The organism is Paraburkholderia phymatum STM815 (assembly GCF_000020045.1).
In the GTDB taxonomy this organism is placed as follows: Bacteria; Pseudomonadota; Gammaproteobacteria; order Burkholderiales; family Burkholderiaceae; genus Paraburkholderia; species Paraburkholderia phymatum.
Genome location: NC_010623.1, coordinates 2,632,024 through 2,653,753, shown reverse-complemented (window position 1 = coordinate 2,653,753; position 21,730 = coordinate 2,632,024). Strand labels below are relative to the sequence as shown.

Below are 21,730 nucleotides of genomic sequence, written 5' to 3'. Positions count from 1 at the left end.
GCAATGCCCAGGGACAATCCAGCGCTTGACCGCAACCGTAAGACGCCCGTAACGCGCCGCCGCCTGCTGTTCGTGGCCGGCGCGACCGTGCTGCTGGCGGCGCTGGGGTGGGGCCTCTACACGGTGATCGAGCCGGCTTTTCAGACCCGCATCGTCATCACGACGGGCGCGGACAACGGCATTTATCGGGGCTTCGCCGAGCGCTACGCGCCGTTGCTCAAGCGTGATGGCGTGACGCTCGACATCCGCAGCTCGACGGGGTCGGTCGAGAACTACCGGCGTCTGAAGGATCCCGCGAGCGTATATCAGGTCGGCTTCATTCAGTCGGGCACCACCGTGCCCCAGGAAACGGATCAGCTGCAGACCATCGCCGCCGTTTCGTATGAGCCGATCTGGGTGTTCTATCGCGACGCGTCGACCGTCAACCGTCTCGCGCAACTGCGCGGCAAGCGGATCGGCGTCGGTGTGCCGGGCAGCGGTTTGCTGGAAGTGTCGCGGGTCTTGCTCGGCTATAGCGGTATCACGCGCGACAACACACAGCTCGTCGAAACGGACGCGCCCAACGCGTTGCGTTGTCTCCAGGAAGGCTGTCTGGATGCCGCGTTCTTCATCGGCAGACCGGATGCGCCGATGCAGCAGACGCTGCTGAACAGCGACCTGAAGCTGATGAGCTTTGCCCAGGCCGACGCACTGGTGCAGAAGTTTCCATCGTTGAAGAAGGTGACGTTTCCGCGCGCGTCGACGAGCATCGTCAACGACAGTCCGCAAGCGGACGTCACTTTGCTGGCCGCGACCGCGCTGCTCGTCGCGAAGGACACGCTGCATCCGGCGCTCGTCTATCTGTTGCTCGACGCCGCGAAGAACGTGCATGCGGGAGAAGACTACTTCACGTCGCTCGGGGCGTTTCCGAATCTCAACACCGGCGAATTTCCCGTCTCCAACGAGAGCGAGCGCTATTTCAAGTCCGGCCGTCCGTTTCTGCAGCGCTATCTGCCGTTCTGGCTCGCGAGTTTCGTCGAGCGGCGCCTCCTGATTCTGGTGCCGTTCCTCGCCGTGCTGATCGGCGCGATGCAGGCGCTTCCCCGCATGCTGGAGTCGCGCATCAAGAAGCGCTTCGTGATCGGTTATCGCGCGCTCAAGCGGCTTGAAGACGAAATCTGGCAAACGCCTCAGCCGTCGGCCCAGCAGGTCGCGACATGGCGCGACGAGATCGAGCACGTCGACGCACAGGCGAGCCAGATACGCGTGCCGACACGCTATCTGCACGACGTCTACGCGCTGAAGCAGGCGATCGGCGTGGTGCGGCACCGTATCTCGATGGCGGCGGCGAGGCTGAACGGTTGAGGCGGTGTCAGGTCATTGCGCCGCGGGCGACGCCGGTGACGCAGAGTCCGTCCGGGGCGGACGCGCGCCGTGCAGTAATATGCTGGATTCACCAGACCATGAATCCTCTCAGCATGGACAGCGTTTCCCCGTTTGACCCAGCACAGCTGCTCGCCGAATACGCCGATCTGCGCCAGCGCGCAGCCGCGCTTGAAGAGCAGGTGCCGGCGTGCCTGCAACGCATTTCGGACAAGCTGCACCGGATCGGCGGCGAGTCCGAGCTGGCGGACCATTACCGGAGTCTGCTGGTCGGCGCGCGCAGCAATGCGCTCGTGTCGATCGAGAACTATCACGAGGTGATTCCGTACCTGCAGACGGCCGAATCGGTGATTGCGCAGCTGGACGGACAGCCGTCCGCGCCCGCCACGCACGAGAGCCGCGCTGCGCTGCTCGACCAGCTCGACCAGCTGATCGACGCGACGGCCGGCATGATCGATCTCGCGGAACAATGCTTCGTGGACGCGAAACATACGGACGTCGATGCCGTGCCGCAGTCGATTCTGGACGATCCGCTGCATCCGGAGCTTTGACGCTTCGAGGTGCCGCGCCCGCCTGACAACCCCGGAATCCGGGGCGGGGGCGGCCTCGTCTGTTAAAGTTTCGCCTATTCCCTTCATACGTCGATTCAACGGTTTTGATTATGAGCACAATCCTCGAAAGTCTTCCGACCGGCCAGAAGGTCGGTATTGCGTTCTCAGGCGGCCTCGACACGAGCGCAGCGCTGCACTGGATGCGTCTGAAGGGCGCCGTGCCGTACGCGTACACGGCGAACCTCGGTCAGCCTGACGAAGACGACTATGACTCGATTCCGCGTCGCGCAACCGAGTACGGCGCAGAGGGTGCGCGCCTGATCGACTGCCGTGCGCAGCTGGTCGCCGAGGGCATTGCGGCGCTTCAATCCGGCGCGTTCCACATATCGACGGCAGGTGTCACGTACTTCAACACCACGCCGATCGGCCGCGCCGTGACGGGCACGATGCTCGTCGCCGCGATGAAGGAAGATGGCGTCAATATCTGGGGCGACGGCAGCACGTACAAGGGCAACGACATCGAGCGCTTCTATCGCTACGGCCTGCTCGTGAACCCGGATCTGAAGATCTACAAGCCGTGGCTCGACCAGACGTTCATCGACGAACTCGGCGGCCGCGCGGAAATGTCGGAATTCATGCGTCAGTCGGGCTTCGCATACAAGATGTCGGCGGAAAAGGCCTATTCGACGGATTCGAACCTGCTCGGCGCGACGCACGAAGCGAAGGACCTCGAAAGCCTCGAGTCGGGCATCAAGATCGTCAATCCGATCATGGGCGTCGCATTCTGGCGCGACGATGTGCAGATTGCGAAGGAAGAAGTGACGGTGCGCTTCGAAGAAGGCCAGCCCGTCGCGCTGAACGGCAAGACCTTCCCGAACGCGGTCGAACTGCTGCTCGAAGCGAACCGTATCGGCGGCCGTCACGGCCTCGGCATGAGCGACCAGATCGAGAACCGCATCATCGAAGCGAAGAGCCGCGGCATCTATGAAGCGCCTGGTCTTGCGCTGCTGTTCGCCGCGTACGAGCGCCTGGTGACGGGCATTCACAACGAAGACACGATCGAGCAGTACCGCGAAAGCGGCCGCCGCCTCGGCCGCCTGCTGTATCAGGGCCGCTGGTTCGATCCGCAGGCGATCATGCTGCGCGAGACGGCACAGCGCTGGGTCGCACGCGCCATCACGGGAGAAGTGACGCTCGAACTGCGCCGCGGCAACGACTATTCGATCCTCAGCACGAAGTCACCGAATCTGACGTATCAGCCGGAGCGACTGTCGATGGAGAAGGTCGCTTCGACGTTCTCGCCGCGCGACCGCATCGGCCAGCTGACGATGCGCAATCTCGACATCACCGACACGCGCGACAAGCTGCGCGTCTACTCTCAGGTCGGTCTGCTCGCACCGGGCGAAGCATCGGCGCTGCCGCAGATCAAGGGCGATAAGGAGTAACGCCGTCGGCTCGACGACGCGGGCTTGCGCTGGCATGCAACGGAGCACTCAGGTGCTCCGTTTTACATGGCGCATACGGGTGCATACGGGTGCATACGGCTGCCGCGCCCTTTCCCGATGCCGAAGCGTGGCCCGCACATGCCCCTCATGTGACAAGGCCAGCGCTTGTCCCTATTCTTGCGTCCGCAACTGGGTCTGCTCAACCGCCTGCAACCTCGTCAGGCCGACGACCGTCCCTCCCTTTTCGTGCCCGCGCCCTTGCGAATCAGGCTCATCTGCCCGTTGCGTTCGAGGATCGCCGCTTGCACTTCATGCAGATCGGGCGTGTGGAACTCGCGCCGCGCGGCTTCTAGCACATCGGTGCGCGTGATCAACGCGGCCGACATCTGACGGCTGTCGAACCGGCCGTCGCGATACACCTCCCGTTCCGCGCCCACCACGAGCGTCTCCAGCCACGGCGAGCGCACGCAGCACCACGCGAGCGCTCGATGAATCAGCACGATCGCGAGCGATGCAGCGAGCGTCGGCACGACGGGCGATGCGCCGACGATCACGCGGCTCAGCGTGGCGCCGAGCAGGATCGCGACCACATAGTCGAACGGCGAGCGCTGACCGAACGACCGCCGGCCCGAAATGCGGATGAAAACGAGCGTCATGACGAATACGACGATCGCGCGCATGACGGCCTGCAAGGCGGTGAGATCCTTGCCTTCGCCGAACAGAGCCAAGATCACGTCCATGTTGTATCTCCTCGCCGCCGGCGCACGTAAACCGATCGCTACGGCAACGCTGCGCGCTCGACGGATAAATTGCAGCCGATGAAGTCAGCCCTGCAATCGTTGTGCCGCCTGCAGCGGACCCCGCGCATTCGCAATGGACATACGTGAAGCACCTTCTATGATTAGGAAGGCACTGCGCGCCGCGAACCCACCTGCATGGAGACGCAAATGGACGACACCCGCCTGCAACCCACGCCGTTGCAAGCCGATGAACTGCGCAACATGGACGGCTACTGGCGGGCCTGCAATTACCTGGCCGCCGGCATGATTTACCTGCGCGAGAATCCGCTGCTGCGCGAGCCGCTGCAGGCCGGACATATCAAGCGGCGCCTGCTGGGACACTGGGGCTCCGATCCGGGACAAAGCTTCGTGCTCGTGCATCTGAACCGGGTCATCAAGCAGCGCGACCTGAACGTGATTTTCCTCTCGGGGCCGGGCCACGGGGCGCCCGCCTCGCTTGCGCACAGCTATCTGGAAGGACGCTATTCGGAGATCTACCCCGATCGGGGCGAGTCGGAAGAGGGCATGGCGCGTCTGTTCAAGCTCTTTTCGTTTCCTGGCGGCATCGGCTCGCATTGCACACCCGAGACGCCCGGCTCGATTCATGAAGGCGGCGAACTGGGCTACAGTCTGTCGCATGGTTATGGCGCGGCATTCGACAACCCCGATCTTATCGTCACCGTGATGATCGGCGATGGCGAGGCCGAGACGGGGCCGCTGGCCACAGCGTGGCACTCGAACAAATTCCTGAATCCGGCGCGCGACGGCGCCGTGTTGCCCGTGCTGCATTTGAACGGCTACAAGATCGCGAATCCGACGATCCTCGCCCGCATTCCGCATGAAGAGCTGGAAGCACTGTTCAATGGTTATGGCTACAAGCCTTGGTTCGTCGAAGGCGACGATCCCGACACGATGCATCAGCAGATGGCGGCCACGCTCGATCAATGCCTCGACGAAATTCATGCGATCCAGCAACGCGCGCGTCAAGGAGGCGATCTGCAACGGCCGCGCTGGCCGATGATCGTTCTCAGAACGCCGAAGGGCTGGACAGGGCCGCGCGAATTCGGCGGACACAGGATTGAAGGCTCGTGGCGCGCGCATCAGGTGCCTATCGCCGATCCCGCGAGCAACGAGCAGAGCCTCAAGCGGGTCGAGGAATGGTTGCGCAGCTATCGCCCGGAAGAACTATTCGACGAATCAGGGCGGCTGGTCCGGGAGTTGCGTGCGCTCGCACCCGAAGGACCGCGCCGCATCAGCGCCAATCCGCACGCGAATGGCGGGGCGCTGTGCAAGGCGCTCGATCTGCCGGCCTTTGCCGACTATGCGGTCGACGTCGTCACGCCCGCCACACGCTATCTGTCGCCTACCGATGTGCTCGGGCAGTTTCTTTGCGACGTGATGCGTCGGAACATGACAAGCTTTCGCGTGTTCGGTCCGGACGAAACGTCCAGCAACAAGCTCACGGCGATTTACGAAGCTTCGCAGAAGACGTGGCTCGCGGAGGTCGTCGAATCGGACGGCGACGGCGGTTACCTCTCTGCCGATGGCCGCGTGATGGAAATGCTCAGCGAGCACACACTGGAAGGCTGGCTGGAAGGCTATACGCTGACGGGCCGGCATGGCCTGTTCGCCACGTACGAAGCGTTCGTGCATGTGATCGATTCGATGTTCAACCAGCACGCCAAATGGCTCGAAAAGGCGAAGCGCGAATTGCGCTGGCGCCAGCCCGTGCCTTCGCTGAATCTGCTGATTACGTCGCTGGTGTGGCGGCAGGATCATAACGGCTTCACGCATCAGGACCCGGGCTTTCTCGACGTCGTGACGAACAAGAGCCCCGACGTGGTGCGCATCTATCTGCCGCCCGACGCGAACTGCCTGTTGAGCGTCGCCGATCATTGCCTGCGTTCGCGCGATTACGTGAACGTGATCGTCGCCGACAAGCAGCCTCATTTGCAGTATCTGGACATGCCGTCGGCCATCACGCATTGCACGAAAGGCATCGGCATCTGGGACTGGGCGTCGACGGATCAGGACCACGAGCCCGACGTCGTGATGGCGAGCGCAGGCGACATCCCGACCATGGAAGCGCTGGCTGCCGTCGAAATCCTCAAGGCGCTGTTCCCCGACCTGAAGATCCGCTTCGTGAACGTGGTCGATCTGTTCCGGCTAATGCCGGCCGCCGATCATCCGCATGGCCTGTCGACGCGCGATTTCGATTCGCTCTTCACGACAGACAAGCCCGTGATCTTCAACTTCCATTCGTACGCTTCGCTTGTCCACAAGCTCACGTATCGCCGCACGAATCACGAGAACATACACGTGCACGGCTACGCGGAGAAGGGCAACATCAATACGCCGCTCGAGCTTGCGATCATCAACGGCATCGACCGCTTCTCGCTCGCAATCGACGTGATCGATCGCGTGCCGTCGCTACGGGGCGTCGGCGATCACGCGAAGGAACGCCTGCGCGACAAGCGGATCGAGCACCTCCACTACGCGCACACGGAGGGCATTGACTCCGAAGAGATTCGCGAGTGGACGTGGAAGGGCTAGCGCCTAGCCGGGGTCGGGCCGCGCGGCGACGCTTTTCGCGCAGAATGCCGCGCAATCACCGTACCCGCGCAAAGAACGCGAGATGCGTAGCGAGGCATGCAGGTGCGCGCAAACACCGGAATACCGCTTGCTGCGCATACCTGCGCTGCTGCACACCCTGACGACACATTGCGAGAGGCGATCATGACCGAAGACGCAAACAAGGCGCTGGCGGCCGAGGCCGCCACTGAAAACACGGCGCTGGATGCCATCGAAGTGCTCGAGGCCGATCACCGCGTGGCGAAGCAACTGTTCGACGCGTTTGAAAAAGCTGCCGATGCGGATCTCGAAGCCAAAGGCGCGCTGGTGCGCCGCGCATGCGAGGTACTGACGGTCCATACGATGATCGAGGAAGCGATCCTCTATCCCGCTGCGCACAAGGCGCTGATGGGACGCGACGAAATCGGCGTCGATGAAGCGTACGTGGAACACTTCATCGCGAAGACGCTGATTGAAAAATTCGACACCCTGAAGCCGGGCGATCATGGCTTCGACGCGACGTTCATGGTGTTGTCGCAGATGGTGCGCCAGCACATCGACGAAGAGGAATCGGGCCTCTTTCCCGAACTGCGAGAGAGCGGCGTCGATCTCGTGCGGCTGGGCGAAGAAATCGCCGCGGAGAAAGAACGCCTCATGAACAAGCTCGATGCAGCGGCCAGCCGCCTCGTCGACGACGGGAGCCTGATCTTTCGTCGATGACGCATCGCGGCGGGCGTCCGCCGTCGCGCGGGCGCTCGACTGCACGCAGGCGCACGGCGTGCTAGCCTGACTTTCCCCTGCCCGGAGATCCGTCACAATGGCACGCTTACTTTGCGATATCTGTGGTGCGAGACCCGCAACGGTGCGGCTCGCGGTGCTTCAGAACGGTCAGCGCCAGGTGCTGGACGTATGCGACTTTCACTACGCGCAGATCACGCGGCATCAACGTTCGATTTCCCCGCTGGAGGCACTGTTTCGCGCACAGGCATCGGGCGGGCAGCCGCTGCCGGGAGAATCGCAGCAGCCCCTCGAAGGCACAGAAGCCGTCAGCATCGAGCAGCATTTCAGCGAGCTTGCCCGGGAAATGCTGCAACGCGCGGCAGAAGCCGCAGTGCAATGGGGCCGCCGCGAAGTCGATACGGAACACCTGTTATATGTGCTCGCCGATAACGCGAATGTCGCCGCGATTCTCGAATCCCTCGGCATCAAGGCGGCCGACGTGCGCGCGTATATCGATGCGAACGCGGTCAAGCGCGAAGGCGCGCCACCGCCTGAGCAAGACCGCATCGGCGTGTCGCCGCGCCTGAAGAGCGCGCTTGAACGCGCGTTCATCGCGTCGCGCCAACTAGGTCATAGCTACGTCGGCGCGGAACATCTGCTGATCGGTCTCGCCGAAGTCCCCGAGAGTTTTGCGGGCCAACTGCTTGCGCGTCTCGGCGTGCAATCGCAGGCGCTGCGGCGTCAAACGCTGCTCGCGGCAGGCACGGAAGAAAAGGTTACCATGCCGTCGCCGCCTTCACGCACGCCTAATCTCGACAAGCACAGCCGCGACCTGACGGCGCTCGCACGCGAAGGGCGGCTCGATCCCGTGATCGGCCGTTCGAGCGAAATCGAAACGATGGTAGAAGTGCTGGCACGCCGCCGCAAGAACAACCCGGTGCTGATCGGCGAGCCGGGTGTCGGCAAGACGGCTGTCGTCGAAGGGCTGGCGCAGCGGATGGTGAACGGCGACGTGCCCGAATCGCTGCGCAACAAGCGTCTCGTCGAGATGAACGTGAATTCGATCGTGGCGGGCGCGAAGTATCGTGGCGAATTCGAAGAGCGCGTCAAGCAGGTGGTCGACGAAGTGCTCGCGAATCAGGATTCGGTGGTGCTGTTCGTCGATGAGGTGCATACGATCGTCGGCGCCGGGCAGGGCGGCAACGAAGGCGGACTCGATATCGCGAACGTGTTCAAGCCGGCGATGGCGCGCGGCGAGCTGAACCTGATCGGCGCGACGACACTCAATGAATACCAGAAGTACATCGAGAAAGACGCCGCGCTCGAACGGCGCTTTCAACCCGTGCTGATCGCCGAACCGAGCGTCGTGCAGACGATCAACATTCTGCGCGGCCTACGCGACAGGCTCGAAGCGCATCACAAGGTCACGATCCAGGACGACGCGATCGTCGGCGCGGCGGAGTTGTCGGACCGTTATATCTCAGGACGCTTTCTTCCCGACAAGGCCATCGACCTGATCGATCAGGCCGCCGCGCGCGTGAATCTTTCGTCGACGTCGCGACCCGCTGCCGTACTCGAACTCGAAGCCGAAATCACGCAACTGCGCCGCGAGCAGGACTACGCGGCGTCGCGCAAGCAGTTCGACCGCGCGCATGCGCTCGACGGCGAAATCGCGGCGAAAGAACAGTCGCTGCGCGACGCAACGGACGCATGGCAGAAGAGCGTCGGCACCAACACATCGCATGTGTCCGTCACGCATGTCGCGGAGATCGTCGCGCGGCTCACGGGCATTCCTGTCGCGCAGTTGACGGCGGAAGAAAAGCAGCGGCTGCTGAACATGGAAGAGCGGCTCCATCAGCGCGTGATCGGCCAGGATGAAGCCGTCGTCGCCGTCAGCGATGCCGTGCGCCGCTCGCGCGCAGGTCTGCAGGCGCGGCATCGGCCAACGGCCGTGTTCCTGTTCCTCGGGCCGACAGGTGTCGGCAAGACGGAGCTCGCGAAGGCGCTGGCCGAAGTGGTGTTCGGCGACGAAGATGCGATGCTGCGCTTCGACATGAGCGAGTACATGGAGCGACATACGGTAGCGCGGCTGATCGGTGCGCCGCCTGGCTATGTCGGCTATGACGAAGGCGGCCAGTTGACCGAGCGCGTGCGGCGCAAGCCGTACAGCGTGATTCTGCTCGATGAGATCGAAAAGGCGCATCCCGATGTCTATAACGTGCTGCTGCAGGTGTTCGACGATGGTCGGCTGACGGACGGCAAGGGACGCGTGGTGGATTTCAGCAATACGCTGATTATCGCAACGAGCAACCTCGGCGCCGACGTGATCGCCGGGCAAAGCCGTACCGGGCCGGGCTTCCTGAGCGAGGCCGGCTCCGCGAGCTTGCAGGGCAGCGTGATGAATGTTCTGCGGCAGCACTTTCGGCCCGAGTTCCTGAACCGCATCGACGACATCATCCTGTTCAAGTCGCTGGGACGCGAGGAGACGCGGCATATCGTGAGTTTGCAACTCGAACACGTGAGCCGTCTCGCGAGCAGCCAGGACATCACGCTGGCGTTCGACGACTCGATCGTCGACCATCTCGCGACGGAAGGCTATCGCCCGGAGTTCGGCGCACGCGAACTGCGCAGGCAGATCCAGCAGCAGATCGAGAACCAGCTCGCGAAGGCGATGCTGAACGGCGACGTGCAAGAGGGCATGCACGTGATTTGCCGTTACGATGCCGAAAGACGGCAGGTGACGTTCGAGCCCGCGGCGGGCGGCAAGCAGCCTTCGCCCGCCGCCGAGCCCCATGCGGTGAAATAGACGGCTTACTGGCTCGCGCCGGAAGCCGTGGCGCCCGTCGTCGAAGCAGGCGTGCTGGCGACGGGCGCCTCGCTGGAAGGCGCGGGCGCGACCGTCCCGGATGCGTTATCGCTCGCGCTCCGTGCGGCTGCGCTTTGGCCCGGCGTGCCGCTCATGCCCGCCGTGTTGCTCATCACGCCGCTGCTGCCGGACTCCATGGTGTTGCTGCTTTTTTCGTCCACCTTCTTGCAGGCGGCGACGCCGAAGACTAGCGCGGCCGCCGTCAACGCGACAGACACGTAATGCGTGGCGGGTTTCATTGTCGATGCTCCGTTGATCGGTATCAACGGCGCGAGCAAGGTCCATGCCGGGTAACGGGATGTGCATACGACTGCGCGTGGAGCGCCCGACCCCCGTCTGGCAGGGTGGTCCGGAACCGTTACCTTTCGGACGCAAAGATGCTGCAGCCATGCAAATTTCGGTCGATTACAATGCTTCGCACAATACATCGATCGCCACGCACATCGATCGCCACAACGCGCATCGTACATCCGCATGGCATGCATCGCGCTGTCCGAACCCGCATCGACGGCGCAGCAGCGTCGTTTTAAGGGGCACTCTCAGGGATTCACGAGCAAATTCAGGAGGCGTTGTGCTCATTTACCATCGTGGCGTACCTATCCAGCCGTCTGTCGAAAAGAGCGGCAATACCTTCGTGGCCCACGTTTCCATTCTCGAAGAAGACGGCGAGTCCACCTCGCTGGGCGATCTCGGGCACTTCACGTCGCGCGAGTCGGCGGTGGCCTTCGCGATCCGGTGTGGCGCGGCATTTCTCGACGAGATGCCGATGCCCAAACCGCCCTGCAGGCGGCTGCCCGACCGGACGGGCAATACGGTTGCGCTGAAGCAGTGCGCCGTCGCGCTGCGCGTCGACGCAAGCGACGCGGAGATATCGCTCGACGAGCCTCTGCCGTCGTAACGGCTGGGACGCGCCCAGCAACGGGACTGCGCAGACGGGCATCCCGTCGCGACGCAAACGCTTCAGCACGGCCCGCGAAGCTTATCTGACGCAACGGCGCATTAATGGAACTGATGCCCGCGTTGCAATCGCCGTTCACGTGCGCTCTGCAGAATGCTCCGGGGCGCATTCCAGTCGCTGGCCGCCAACTTCTTTCGCTTCCCGTATCCGCAGATCGTGCAGCGGTTCATCGCGTTCAGTGGCGGCTTTCGTCCGTAAGGCCGCGGCGCGCCGCTTGCTGCCCTCTCTTGCTAACCGACCGACAAACGCGCCGCGCAGCGTTCGTTGCATCGTGCGCAGTACTTTCTTTAGCAAGGGGTTTTTCATGGCAAAGACAGTGGGCGACTTCATCGTCGACAGACTACATCGCTGGGGCGTCAAACGCATATACGGCTATCCCGGCGACGGCATCAACGGGGTGTTCGGCGCGCTGAATCGCGCGGAAGGCAAAATCGAATTCGTGCAGGCCCGGCATGAGGAAATGGCCGCGTTCATGGCGAGCGCACATGCCAAGTTCACGGGAGAACTCGGTGTCTGCATCGCGACTTCAGGACCGGGCGCGTCGCACCTGATCACGGGCCTCTACGATGCGAGAATGGATCACATGCCCGTGCTGGCGATCGTCGGCCAGCAGGCGCGCGCGGCACTCGGTGCGCATTATCAGCAGGAACTCGATCTCGCCGCGATGTTCAAGGACGTGGCGGGCGCCTATGTGCAGCAGGCCAGCGTGCCGGCGCAGGTGCGCCACCTCGTCGATCGGGCGATCCGCATTGCGCTGTCCGAACGCCGCGTGACGGCGCTGATCCTTCCGAACGACCTGCAGGACCTCGAATTCGAACCGCCCGCTCGCAAGCACGGCACCGCGCACTCCGGCGTCGGCTATACGCAGCCAACCGTCGTTCCAGCACAGGGCGATCTGCAACGCGCCGCGGACGTGCTCAATGCCGGGCACAAGGTCGCGATTCTCGTCGGCGCGGGCGCCTTGAACGCGACGGACGAAGTGATCGCGGTGGCGAACCGGCTCGGCGCGGGCGTCGCGAAGGCGCTGCTCGGCAAGGCCGCGTTGCCCGACGATCTGCCCTGGGTGACGGGCTCGATCGGGCTGCTCGGCACGAAGCCCAGTTACGAGTTGATGACGTCATGCGACACACTGCTGATGATCGGCTCCGGCTTCCCGTATTCGGAGTTCCTGCCGAAAGAAGGCGACGCGCGAGGCGTGCAGATCGACATCAAGGCCGACATGCTGAGTCTGCGCTATCCGATGGAAGTGAATCTGGTCGGCGACAGCGCCACGACGTTGCGCGCGCTGTTGCCCCTGTTGCACGAAAAGGAAAGTCAGACATGGCGCTCGCGCATCGAACGCTGGACGTCGCGCTGGTGGGAAACGCTCGACGAGCGCGCGCATCAGCCTGCGAGCAACGGGGTGAACCCGCAGCGCGCGTTCACCGAGTTGTCGCCGCGTTTGCCCGACAACGTGATCCTCACCAGCGATTCGGGCTCGTGCGCGAACTGGTACGCACGCGACCTGAAGATCCGGCGCGGCATGATGGCGTCGCTGTCGGGCGGACTCGCATCGATGGGCGCCGCCGTGCCCTACGCGATTGCCGCGAAGTTCGCGCATCCGGGCCGGCCCGTGATCGCGATGGTCGGCGACGGCGCGATGCAGATGAATAACATGGCTGAGCTGATCACGGTGGCGAAGTACTGGAAGCGATGGGCCGATCCGCGCTGGATCTGCATGGTGCTCAACAACGAAGATCTGAACCAGGTGACCTGGGAGCAGCGCGTGATGGAAGGCGACCCGAAGTTCGACGCGTCGCAGAAGGTGCCGAATGTGCCGTATCACCGCTTCGCCGAAATGATTGGACTGACAGGCCTCTATGTGGACGATGCGGAACAGCTGGCCGATGCGTGGGAAACCGCGCTGGCCGCGAAGCGTCCTGTCGTGCTCGAAGTGAAGTCCGATCCCGAAGTGCCACCGCTGCCACCTCATGTGACGCTCGCACAGGCACGCGCGTTTGCGCGCACGTTGATGGAGGGAGATCCGAAAGAAGGCAGCGTGATCGCCAATACTGCGCGTCAGGTGCTCGGCTCGGTGATACCGGGCGGTAAAGATTAACGCAGGTCGCGGCTGGCCGTCACGCAGCGATGTCCATGTAAATAGCGCACGTTGTGATGTAAATGGTGCGAGACCGTCGACCGCACGACGACTGCATGATCCAGGCCGGGACATACGCCGTTTATGCATCGGTGTTTCCTGCGCCGGCATTCGATCTGTCGTGCCCGGTCGCGCCCGGTCGTGCAGCCCGTCGCTTGCCCGTTTCTTGCTGGGCAACAGGGCGGGGCGGGCGGTGTCGTCGTATGCAGGATCGAACTGGGGAGTAAAGCGGATGCATGGGAGGCCGAACAACGCGGAGCGCAGCGGCGCAGCAGCGCGAGCTTCGCGCGCGATGGCTGCTTCCGCCGCATGGACGGCCGCGCTCATGGCCCCACATCGCGACGCGCGGGGCGCCCCCCTCGATTACTTTCTGCATGCGGGCGGGCCAGCCGCCGCGCCCTCGATGCATCTCGGCTGGGCGCTCGCCGCGCTGTCGATGTCGGTGATTGCGATCATCGCACTGCTGCTCGTGCTCGCCATAGCGCGTCGCCGCCGCATGCCCGTCGACGCGCGCCTCCCGCAAGATGAAACCGTTGCGCTGCGCTGGATTTATGCAGGCACGGGCATCTCGTCGGTCGCGCTGTTCGCGGCGCTCGCCTATACGCTGGTCACCCTCGATTCCGTCGCCGCGCCGTCGCGTGCCCCCGCGTTGACGCTGACCGTGACGGCTTACGACTGGTGGTGGAAAGTCGACTACGCCGAAGCCGGCGGCGCCCCTGCATTTTCCGTGGCGAACGAAATCCACATTCCCGTCGGCACGCCCGTGAAAATCGTGCTGAAGAGCGCCGACGTGATCCACGCGTTCTGGGTGCCCCAGCTCGCAGGCAAGACGCAGACGATCCCTGGTCAGATCAACGAACAATGGATCGAGGCCGATGCGCCCGGGGTATATCGCGGGCAATGTTCGCAGTTCTGCGGTGCGCAGCATGCGCACATGGCCTTCGAAGTCGTTGCACAGGATGCCGCGGCCTTCGACGCATGGCGCCGCGAACAGGCGCAACCGGCCGTGCGCGTAACGGCGGACGCGCTTGCGGCGCACGGTCAAGAGCTCTTCCAGGCGCGCTGCGCCGGGTGTCACACGATACGCGGTACGGAAGCGAACGGCGCACAGGCGCCCGATCTCACGCATCTGAATTCGCGGAGGCTGATTGCAGCCGGCGCACTGACGAATACGCCCGGGCATCAGCTCGACTGGATTCGCCACGCACAGCGGATCAAGCCCGATTCGTTGATGCCCAGCATCGCGCTGACTTCCAGCGAGGCCAGCGCGTTGTCGGCGTATCTCGCGACCTTGCACTGACGGAGCACGCATGGCCGACACCGCCAGCTCTTCATCGACCGCCGTGCGGCCAGCGCTCGAGCGAAACTTGCCGCGCGGCGTGGTCGCGCCCGGCAGTGCCGCCGAAGCGCGCCTGCGGGAACTGTGGGAAACGCCGCCCGGCTGGCGCGGCTGGCTCTCGAGCGTCGACCACAAACGCATCGGCATCCGCTATCTCGTCACTGCGTTCGTGTTCCTGATCGCGGGCGGCGTCGAAGCACTGATCATGCGCCTACAACTCGCGCAACCGAACGGCACCGTGCTCACGCCGGAGCAATACAACCAGCTGTTCACGATGCACGGCGTGACGATGATCTTTCTCTACGCGCTACCTGTGCTGTCCGGCTTCTCGAACTACCTGTGGCCGCTGATCCTGGGTGCGCGCGACATGGCGTTTCCGCGCCTCAACGCGCTTTCCTACTGGATCTTCCTGTTCGCCGCCATCTTTCTCTACGCGAGCTTTCCGCTCGGCGAGGCGCCGAACGCAGGCTGGTTCAACTATGTGCCGCTGTCGGGCCTCGAATACAACACCGGGCCGAACATCGACGTGTACGCGCTCGGCATGGTGCTGCTCGGCATTTCGACGACCGTCGGCGCCGTCAACTTCGTGGTCACGCTGCTGCGCATGCGCGCGCCGGGCATGTCGCTCGATCGCGTGCCCGTGCTGGTGTGGGGCACGATGACGGCGTCGTGCGGCAATCTCGTTGCGGTGCCGTCGGTGAGCCTCGCGTTCCTGATGCTGTGGATGGACCGTCGTATCGGCACGCATTTCTTCGACGTGTTGAACGGCGGACGCGCGCTGCTATGGCAACACTTGTTCTGGATGTTCGCGCACCCGTGGGTATATGTCGTCGTGCTGCCGGCGATGGGCATCGTCTCCGATGCGTTGCCCGTGTTCTGCCGCAGGCCGCTGGTGGGATACGGGCCAGTGGCGTTATCGACGATCGCGACGATGCTGATCGGCTTCGTCGTGTGGATACACCATATGTTCGCAACGGGAATCCCGGCTCTCGCGCTGTCGCTGTTCGGCGCGGCGAGCATGGCCATCGCTGTGCCGAGCGCGATTGCGACTTTCGCGTGGATCGCGACGATCTGGACGGGACGCCCTGTGTTTCGCGTCCCGTTCTATTACTTTGCGGGCTTCGTGCTGCTGTTCGTGATCGGCGGCGTGTCGGGTGTGATGACGGCGGCCGTGCCGTTCGACTGGCAACTGACGGACACGTATTTCGTAGTCGCGCATCTGCATTACGTGCTACTCGGTATCAACGTGTTTCCCGTGATCGGCGGGGTGTACTTCTGGTTCCCGAAGTTCACGGGACGCATGATGAGCGAGCGTATCGGCAAGCTCGCGTTCTGGATCATGTTTACCGGCTTCAACGTCGCCTTCTTTCCGATGCATATCGCGGGGCTGCTCGGCATGCCGCGCCGTATCTACACCTACGCGCCGGAGATGGGCTGGAGCACGGTGAATCTCGTGACGACGGTGGGATCATTCGTGCTGGCGCTCGGCATTCTGATGTTCCTCTGCGATCTGCTCTATAGCTTGCGGCACGGCGCGGCAGCAGGCGACAACCCGTGGGATGCGGGTACGCTCGAATGGTCGACCACGTCACCCCCGCCCCCATACAACTTCGCCGTCGCACCCACGATTGCGAGCCGCCATCCGTTATGGGAAGGGCGCCTGGGAGAGGAAGACGAGGAAGACATGCGTTCGTCGCTGAAAGAGGGCTTCATTCTCGATCAGGGACGCGAAGCGCTCGGCACGACGGCACTCGAAGCGCGGCCCGACGTGATCCTGAAGATGCCGGAAGACTCGTATACGCCGTTCGTGTTGAGCCTGTTCGCGACGCTGTTCTTTGCGGGACTCGCATGCCTCGCGTGGTGGTTCGCGGCGTCGATGTTGATCGGCTGCGCGGTGTGCGTCGTCGTCTGGTTGTGGCCGGAGCGCGGACTGATCCAGCGCGAGCCTCGCCGCGTGCGCGATGCAGGGAGAATGACATGAGCGACACGGTGCGCGACGAGGTTGACGAAGGTTCCGTGCGCTTGCCTGTCGGCAGCGCGGGCGAACGTTCGGGCGGCTGGTTCGGATGCCTCGCGCTGATCGTCACTGAAGGCTCGTTATTCGGTTATCTGATCTTTTCGTATCTATACCTCGCATCGCAAAGCGGTAGCCTGTGGCCGCCCGAAGGTCTGCCGAAGCTCGGGCTCGGCGTCGCGAACACGGCGATCCTGCTGTCGAGCAGCGTGTTTGTCTGGCTGTGCGAGCGCTTCGTGAAGCGGCGGCGCCTGTATTGGGCCGTGGCAGCGATGAGCACGGCGCTCGTGCTCGGCGTGATCTTCGTCGGCATTCAATTGAAGGAGTGGGGCAACCATCCCTATGGTCTGACCGCGCATCTGTACGGCTCACTGTACTTCACGATCACGGGCTTTCACCTCGCGCACGTCGCGGTGGGGCTGGTCGTGCTGTCGCTGCTGTTGCTCTGGACGGCGCTCGGTTACTTCGACGAGAGACGTTGCCTCGCGCTGACGATCGGCGGGTTGTACTGGCACTTCGTGGATCTCGTATGGCTCTTCATCTTCACGACGATCTATCTGTCGCCGTACCTGCTACGGAGCCGCGCATGAGCGATCAACCGACCCGTACACGCGATGCGAACGACAGGGACGGCCTGCATAGGGACTTGCTGCGCTTTCATTCGTGGCGCCTGCTGATCGCCGCGCTCGCGACGCCGCTTGCATGGTTCGCGCAAATGCTCATCGGCGAAGTGCTGACGGCGCAGGCGTGTTCGCGGTCCGACGCGCAGCATCCGGCCCCGGTGCCTTCGTGGGCGATACCGGCGTTGATCGTGTTGAGCATGGTGTGCTTCGTGATCGGCGCAATAGGTGTCGCGCTCGCGTGGCGCACGGTGACGTTCGCGCGCAGAAAGCGCTCGCAGGCGCGCAGCGAGCGCGAGCGCCGAGTCGCCGAGCTCGAATGGTTCCTCGCGCGAGTGAGCGCGCTGTCGAGCGCGATGTTCATGTTCGGGCTGGTCGCGACTGATCTCGCGGTGATCGTCGTGTCGCCGTGCGGCCGCTGGTGACGACCATGAAGACGCACGTTTTCTCCTTCATCGCTGCCGCGGCGATCGCGTGCGCGATGTTCTTCGCGGACGGCGTGACGCTGCATCGTGCGCATGCGCAAATGCTGCCCGCACAGGCCGATGCGAGCGACACGAAACTGATCGCCAAGGGCGAATATCTCGCAAAGGCCGCCGATTGTGCAGGCTGTCACACGGCGCCGCCGGGCGGTCCATCGGGCAAGGAGCCGTTGCATCGATCAGCGCCGTTCGCGGGCGGCCTGCCGATGGGCTCGCCGTTCGGCACGATCTGGTCGTCGAACATCACGCCGGATCCCGTAGCGGGAATAGGGCATTACAGTTACGACGATTTCGAGCGCGCCGTGCGCGAGGGCGTGGCGCCGGGTAACCGGCGGCTTTATCCCGCGATGCCGTATCCGTCGTTCGCGAAGATCAACGACGACGACATGCACGCGCTCTACGCATACTTCATGCATGGCGTCGCGCCCGTGTCGACGCCTGCGCCGCGCACGGATCTGCCGTTCCCGTTCAATCAGCGCTGGACATTGATGTTCTGGAGTTTCGCGTTTGCGCCGGACGACGTGTTCGTGCCTGACTCGACGCGCAGTCCGCAGTGGAACCGCGGCGCGTACCTCGTGCAGTCGCTCGGACATTGCGGCGCATGCCATACGCCACGGGGCCCGGCGTATGAAGAGCGCGGCTACGACGAGCACGCGCGTCACTATCTGACGGGCGGCACGAACGATCACTGGTTCGCGCCCAATCTCACGGGTGACGATGGCTCGGGCCTCGGCCGCATTTCCGAAGACCAGATCGTGTCCTTCCTGAAGAGCGGGCATGGCGGCGGACTCGTCGCCTTTGGCAGCATGGTTCAGGTAGTCGAGGACAGCACGCAGTATCTGAGCGATGACGATCTGCGCGCGATCGCGCATTATCTGAAGCGTTTGCCCGCGCGCGAGCCGTCCGGACGGTTCGACGACCACTCGCATGCCGCATTGCAGACGGTGCGCGCGATGAACACCGGCAATGTCGAGTTGCCGGGCGCGGGTGTTTATCAAAGCTTTTGCGCGCGCTGCCACAAGGCGGATGGCATGGGCGAAGCGCTCAGGTATCCGCGGCTGGCGGGCAATCCGGCCGTACTCGGCGCGCATGTGGATTCGCTCGTGCGTCTGTTGGTCGAAGGCGGCGAGGCGCCGCATACGCAAGCGGGAATCGAAGCGAAGAAGATGCCTCCGTTTGCGGGCAAGCTGACCGACACGGAAATGGCGCGCGTGCTGACCTTCGTGCGCAATACATGGGGCAACGACGCATCGCCCGTGACGAGCCGGGAGGTAGAGCGTATCCGGCACAGTCTCGGTAAGTGAACACAAGAAGGTCGAACGCAAGCGCGCCGGCATTTGCGCCAAAACTTCCACATAACACGCCAGCTCGTCGGCTGGCGGCGCATATGAACCTGTTACGTCAGTAGAATTGCGGCTTTACGAACGTATCGGACGATGGCATGGCGGTCGCGCCATCTGTCTCACGACGCGCGCACGATGAAGCTATTCACGGCACTCAAGCGGCACCTGTTCATCTGTCTCGGCAACGTCATGCCGATGTACGGCCCATTCAACCGGATACGCGCAACGATGTTCCGCACTGCCGGCATGGCGATCGGCGCGGGCGTGACGATCATCGGGCCGTTGCACCTCGAACTGAGCCTGAACGAGGAAACGATTCGCGGCATCTCGATCGGCGACAACGTGTACCTGAACGCGGGCACGCGGCTCGCTTGCCGCAACAGCCGCATTTCGATCGGCGACGACGTGCAGGTCGGGCCGCGCGTGTCGTTCGAGACGGCGACGCACGACCTCGTGTACGAACCGGACCTCGGGCGCGGCCTGGAGCACCAGGAAATCCGCGTCGGCGACAGGGTGTGGATCGGTGCGGGCGCAACGATCCTGCCTGGCGTAACGATCCACGAGGCGGCTGTGATCGCCGCCGGTGCGGTGGTCGCGAAGGACGTGCCCGCCTATACGCTGGTGGGCGGCGTGCCGGCGCGCAAGATCAAGGATATCGTGCCCACCGCTCAGCGCCAGGGCGCCATCGCCTGAAACACGCCGTCGCGCCTGATCAGCGCGTGAAAGAGCGCGGCCGCGAGATGCAGCAGGATCAACGCGAAGAAGCACAATGCGAGAAACCTGTGGGCGTTCCAGAGCAGCGTGTGCAATGCATTGCTGTGCGGCAGAATCCACGGCAATTGCATGCCCGCTACCACGACAGGATATCGCGCGGCTGACAACATGCCCCAGCCGATCAGCGGCAGCGCGATCATCAACGCATAGAACGCGAGGTGCGAGAGATACGCAGCCAGCTTCATCGGCATCGGCATGTCGGGCGGCAGCGACGGCGCGCCTCGCACGAGTCTCACTACGAGGCGAATCAGCGCAAGCACGAGAATCGTGATGCCGAGCGGCTTGTGGATCGAGACGAGCGTCAGGTAGTCGGGCCGTATCGTCGACACCATGCCGACGCCGACGAACAGCATGGAGAGGATGCATATCGCCATGATCCAGTGCAGTGCGCGCTGCAGCGGCGTAAAGCGGTTGCGGTTCGGGATCATTGCTTCGCTCCTTCGGCAGGCGTGTGCGGATAGTCTTTGTCCTCGGCGCTGCGGCGGTTGAACGAGACCGAATAGGCGGCTGAGCGTGCGGCGGGGAAGGGGTCGTCGGAAACGTGGATGCCCGCGGGCAGCACGGTCGGATCGAAGTTGATGTCGCGGCACGGTCCGTCGGGTTCGGGCTCGATGACGCTGACGACCAGCGTGCCCGCCTCCACCTTGCGACGGTCTTCCGGCCATGCCTTGCTCGGGTCGGCCGTCGGGTCGCCTGGATTCGCGACGATCACGATCATCGACCAGCGTTGCGGGGCGTTGCGCACCCGTTGCGTGATGTCGGTTTCGAGGAAATCGGCGGGACGTTGCTTCAGTTCGTCGACGGACATGGGTTCAGGTTTCGCCGCCGGCACGAACGACCAGCGCACGGTCTGGTCCTCGCCTTGTGCGTTCGTGAAGATGAAGCTGTTGAGGCTGTTGTACTGATCCTGCGCATACGACGCCGTCCACGGCGCAGTCGTGGCCCATGCGCCGAACGCGGCGAACTCGGGATGCGCAGCAATGAATGCCTTCATCGCGTCGGGGTCGTCTTTTCGCGCGGAAGCTTCGAGCAATGCGTAGAACGCTTGCGGCGTCGCGACGGGAAAGAAGGGCGCGTCGATCATCGCCGAGCGCCACTCGCTTCCGTCCGGCGCAACGACGCGCAAACTCAGGCCGCGCACGCGCACCGAGGGGTCCGCCGCCTTTGCATCGGGCGTGGCGAGATTGAAGCGTCCTGTTACGCGATACGAGCCCTGCGCGAACATCGGCGCTTTCGAAAGCGCGGCGGCTGCGCCGCTCGACTCGAAAGTGCCCGTAAAACAGATGCCTTTTGCATGGTTGCGCCGGAAACCCAGCGCGGGGCCGCTCGGCGGCGCGAGTGCATTGACGATCTTCACGGGGGTCAGCCGCGACGGCGAAAGCCAGCCGGCCGTGTAGACGAACGCGATCGCCAGGATGCCGACGATGATCGCGATCAGGATCAGCGAGCGCACTGCGGATGCTTGGGAACCAGGTCTGTCAGCCATGAATGTCTCGATGGAGAGTTCTGCTGGCCGAAATCTAGCAGCGTCAGAAAAATCGTGCCGGGAAGGGGCGCCTGCTAACCAACCGCCCCGGTGCCGCGGGCGGCAGCCGCTCGGCCGCCTGAAAACATCGAAGCCGGCCTTCAACGACCGCAGTCACCTTGACCCGCTCGAGTTCGCGCATGTTCAGTGTCGCAAGTGTCGCTGGCTTCATGCACGGCTCCCTGCAGCGCTGCAGTGAACCACCAGCTTGCCAGTGGTTGCAAAACACGACATTTCTTATAGG

Annotated in this window: 19 protein-coding genes; 14 read left to right on the top strand and 5 right to left on the bottom strand. The window is 63.7% G+C overall.

Annotation, left to right across the window (positions count from 1 at the left end; genetic code table 11):
* Positions 1-3: 3 nt before the first annotated feature.
* From BPHY_RS27515 to argG, 3 genes are all read left to right on the top strand, one after another.
* Entirely contained in the window at positions 4-1,344 is a 1,341-nt protein-coding gene (locus tag BPHY_RS27515) for a TAXI family TRAP transporter solute-binding subunit (RefSeq protein ID WP_012404742.1), read from the top strand.
* A gap of 113 nt (positions 1,345-1,457) precedes the next feature.
* A complete protein-coding gene (locus BPHY_RS27510) occupies positions 1,458-1,913 on the top strand; it encodes a hypothetical protein (RefSeq protein ID WP_041764850.1) in 456 nt (151 codons plus the stop codon).
* A 110-nt stretch (positions 1,914-2,023) separates the two neighbouring features.
* A complete protein-coding gene (gene argG / locus BPHY_RS27505) occupies positions 2,024-3,358 on the top strand; it encodes an argininosuccinate synthase (protein WP_012404740.1) in 1,335 nt (444 codons plus the stop codon).
* 218 nt (positions 3,359-3,576) lie between these two features.
* Here the strand turns inward: argG and BPHY_RS27500 are convergent, their stop codons facing one another.
* The gene (locus BPHY_RS27500) at positions 3,577-4,098 is read right to left on the bottom strand and encodes a DUF421 domain-containing protein (RefSeq protein ID WP_012404739.1); all 522 of its coding nucleotides are present in this window, start codon (positions 4,096-4,098) and stop codon (positions 3,577-3,579) included.
* A gap of 207 nt (positions 4,099-4,305) precedes the next feature.
* On the opposite strand from BPHY_RS27500, the gene BPHY_RS27495 reads away from it, so the two are divergent.
* The 3 genes from BPHY_RS27495 (at position 4,306) to BPHY_RS27485 (ending at position 10,234) form a co-directional block, all read left to right on the top strand.
* Positions 4,306-6,690 (top strand): phosphoketolase family protein, encoded by a 2,385-nt coding sequence (locus BPHY_RS27495; RefSeq protein WP_012404738.1) that lies wholly within the window; start codon positions 4,306-4,308, stop codon positions 6,688-6,690.
* Positions 6,691-6,873: 183 nt separating this feature from the next.
* A complete protein-coding gene (locus tag BPHY_RS27490) occupies positions 6,874-7,428 on the top strand; it encodes a hemerythrin domain-containing protein (protein WP_012404737.1) in 555 nt (184 codons plus the stop codon).
* Positions 7,429-7,525: 97 nt separating this feature from the next.
* Positions 7,526-10,234: an ATP-dependent Clp protease ATP-binding subunit gene (locus tag BPHY_RS27485; protein WP_012404736.1), complete on the top strand. Its 2,709-nt coding sequence runs from the start codon at positions 7,526-7,528 to the stop codon at positions 10,232-10,234.
* 5 nt (positions 10,235-10,239) lie between these two features.
* On the opposite strand, the gene BPHY_RS39890 is transcribed toward BPHY_RS27485, so the two are convergent.
* Positions 10,240-10,533: a hypothetical protein gene (locus tag BPHY_RS39890; RefSeq protein ID WP_083775905.1), complete on the bottom strand. Its 294-nt coding sequence runs from the start codon at positions 10,531-10,533 to the stop codon at positions 10,240-10,242.
* A 332-nt stretch (positions 10,534-10,865) separates the two neighbouring features.
* Here BPHY_RS39890 and BPHY_RS27475 point away from each other — a divergent pair, with 332 nt between their 5' ends.
* On the top strand, positions 10,866-11,192 hold the full coding sequence (locus BPHY_RS27475; RefSeq protein ID WP_012404734.1) for a hypothetical protein: 327 nt from the start codon (positions 10,866-10,868) through the stop codon (positions 11,190-11,192).
* Between the two features lie 135 nt (positions 11,193-11,327).
* Here BPHY_RS27475 and BPHY_RS41970 read toward each other — a convergent pair whose 3' ends face one another.
* Positions 11,328-11,558 carry a hypothetical protein gene (locus BPHY_RS41970; protein ID WP_157686747.1) on the bottom strand — a complete coding sequence of 77 codons (231 nt, stop codon included), beginning with the start codon at positions 11,556-11,558 and terminating at the stop codon, positions 11,328-11,330.
* Between BPHY_RS41970 and BPHY_RS27470 the strand changes: the two genes are divergently transcribed.
* The 7 genes from BPHY_RS27470 to BPHY_RS27440 all read left to right on the top strand — a co-directional run bounded on the left by BPHY_RS27470 (position 11,557) and on the right by BPHY_RS27440 (position 19,880).
* A complete protein-coding gene (locus BPHY_RS27470; RefSeq protein WP_012404733.1) occupies positions 11,557-13,350 on the top strand; it encodes a thiamine pyrophosphate-requiring protein in 1,794 nt (597 codons plus the stop codon). The genes BPHY_RS41970 and BPHY_RS27470 overlap by 2 nt on opposite strands.
* A 271-nt stretch (positions 13,351-13,621) precedes the next feature.
* Positions 13,622-14,689, top strand: a complete 1,068-nt coding sequence (gene coxB / locus BPHY_RS27465) for a cytochrome c oxidase subunit II (RefSeq protein ID WP_012404732.1) — start codon at positions 13,622-13,624, stop codon at positions 14,687-14,689.
* A gap of 10 nt (positions 14,690-14,699) precedes the next feature.
* On the top strand, positions 14,700-16,709 hold the full coding sequence (gene ctaD / locus BPHY_RS27460; protein WP_012404731.1) for a cytochrome c oxidase subunit I: 2,010 nt from the start codon (positions 14,700-14,702) through the stop codon (positions 16,707-16,709).
* The gene (locus BPHY_RS27455) at positions 16,706-17,332 is read left to right on the top strand and encodes a cytochrome c oxidase subunit 3 (RefSeq protein ID WP_012404730.1); all 627 of its coding nucleotides are present in this window, start codon (positions 16,706-16,708) and stop codon (positions 17,330-17,332) included. Before ctaD ends, BPHY_RS27455 begins: the two co-directional genes overlap by 4 nt.
* Positions 17,329-17,787 carry a hypothetical protein gene (locus BPHY_RS27450; protein WP_012404729.1) on the top strand — a complete coding sequence of 153 codons (459 nt, stop codon included), beginning with the start codon at positions 17,329-17,331 and terminating at the stop codon, positions 17,785-17,787. Before BPHY_RS27455 ends, BPHY_RS27450 begins: the two co-directional genes overlap by 4 nt.
* 5 nt (positions 17,788-17,792) lie before the next feature.
* Positions 17,793-19,148: a c-type cytochrome gene (locus tag BPHY_RS27445; protein ID WP_012404728.1), complete on the top strand. Its 1,356-nt coding sequence runs from the start codon at positions 17,793-17,795 to the stop codon at positions 19,146-19,148.
* A 174-nt stretch (positions 19,149-19,322) separates the two neighbouring features.
* Positions 19,323-19,880: an acyltransferase gene (locus BPHY_RS27440; protein ID WP_063713875.1), complete on the top strand. Its 558-nt coding sequence runs from the start codon at positions 19,323-19,325 to the stop codon at positions 19,878-19,880.
* Here the strand turns inward: BPHY_RS27440 and BPHY_RS27435 are convergent.
* Both BPHY_RS27435 and BPHY_RS27430 read right to left on the bottom strand, forming a co-directional pair.
* Positions 19,856-20,389 (bottom strand): cytochrome b, encoded by a 534-nt coding sequence (locus BPHY_RS27435; protein WP_012404726.1) that lies wholly within the window; start codon positions 20,387-20,389, stop codon positions 19,856-19,858. The two genes, BPHY_RS27440 and BPHY_RS27435, sit on opposite strands and share 25 nt — an antisense overlap.
* The gene (locus BPHY_RS27430) at positions 20,386-21,447 is read right to left on the bottom strand and encodes a catalase family peroxidase (protein ID WP_012404725.1); all 1,062 of its coding nucleotides are present in this window, start codon (positions 21,445-21,447) and stop codon (positions 20,386-20,388) included. The genes BPHY_RS27435 and BPHY_RS27430 overlap by 4 nt, the downstream gene beginning before the upstream one ends.
* Positions 21,448-21,730 lie beyond the last annotated feature (283 nt).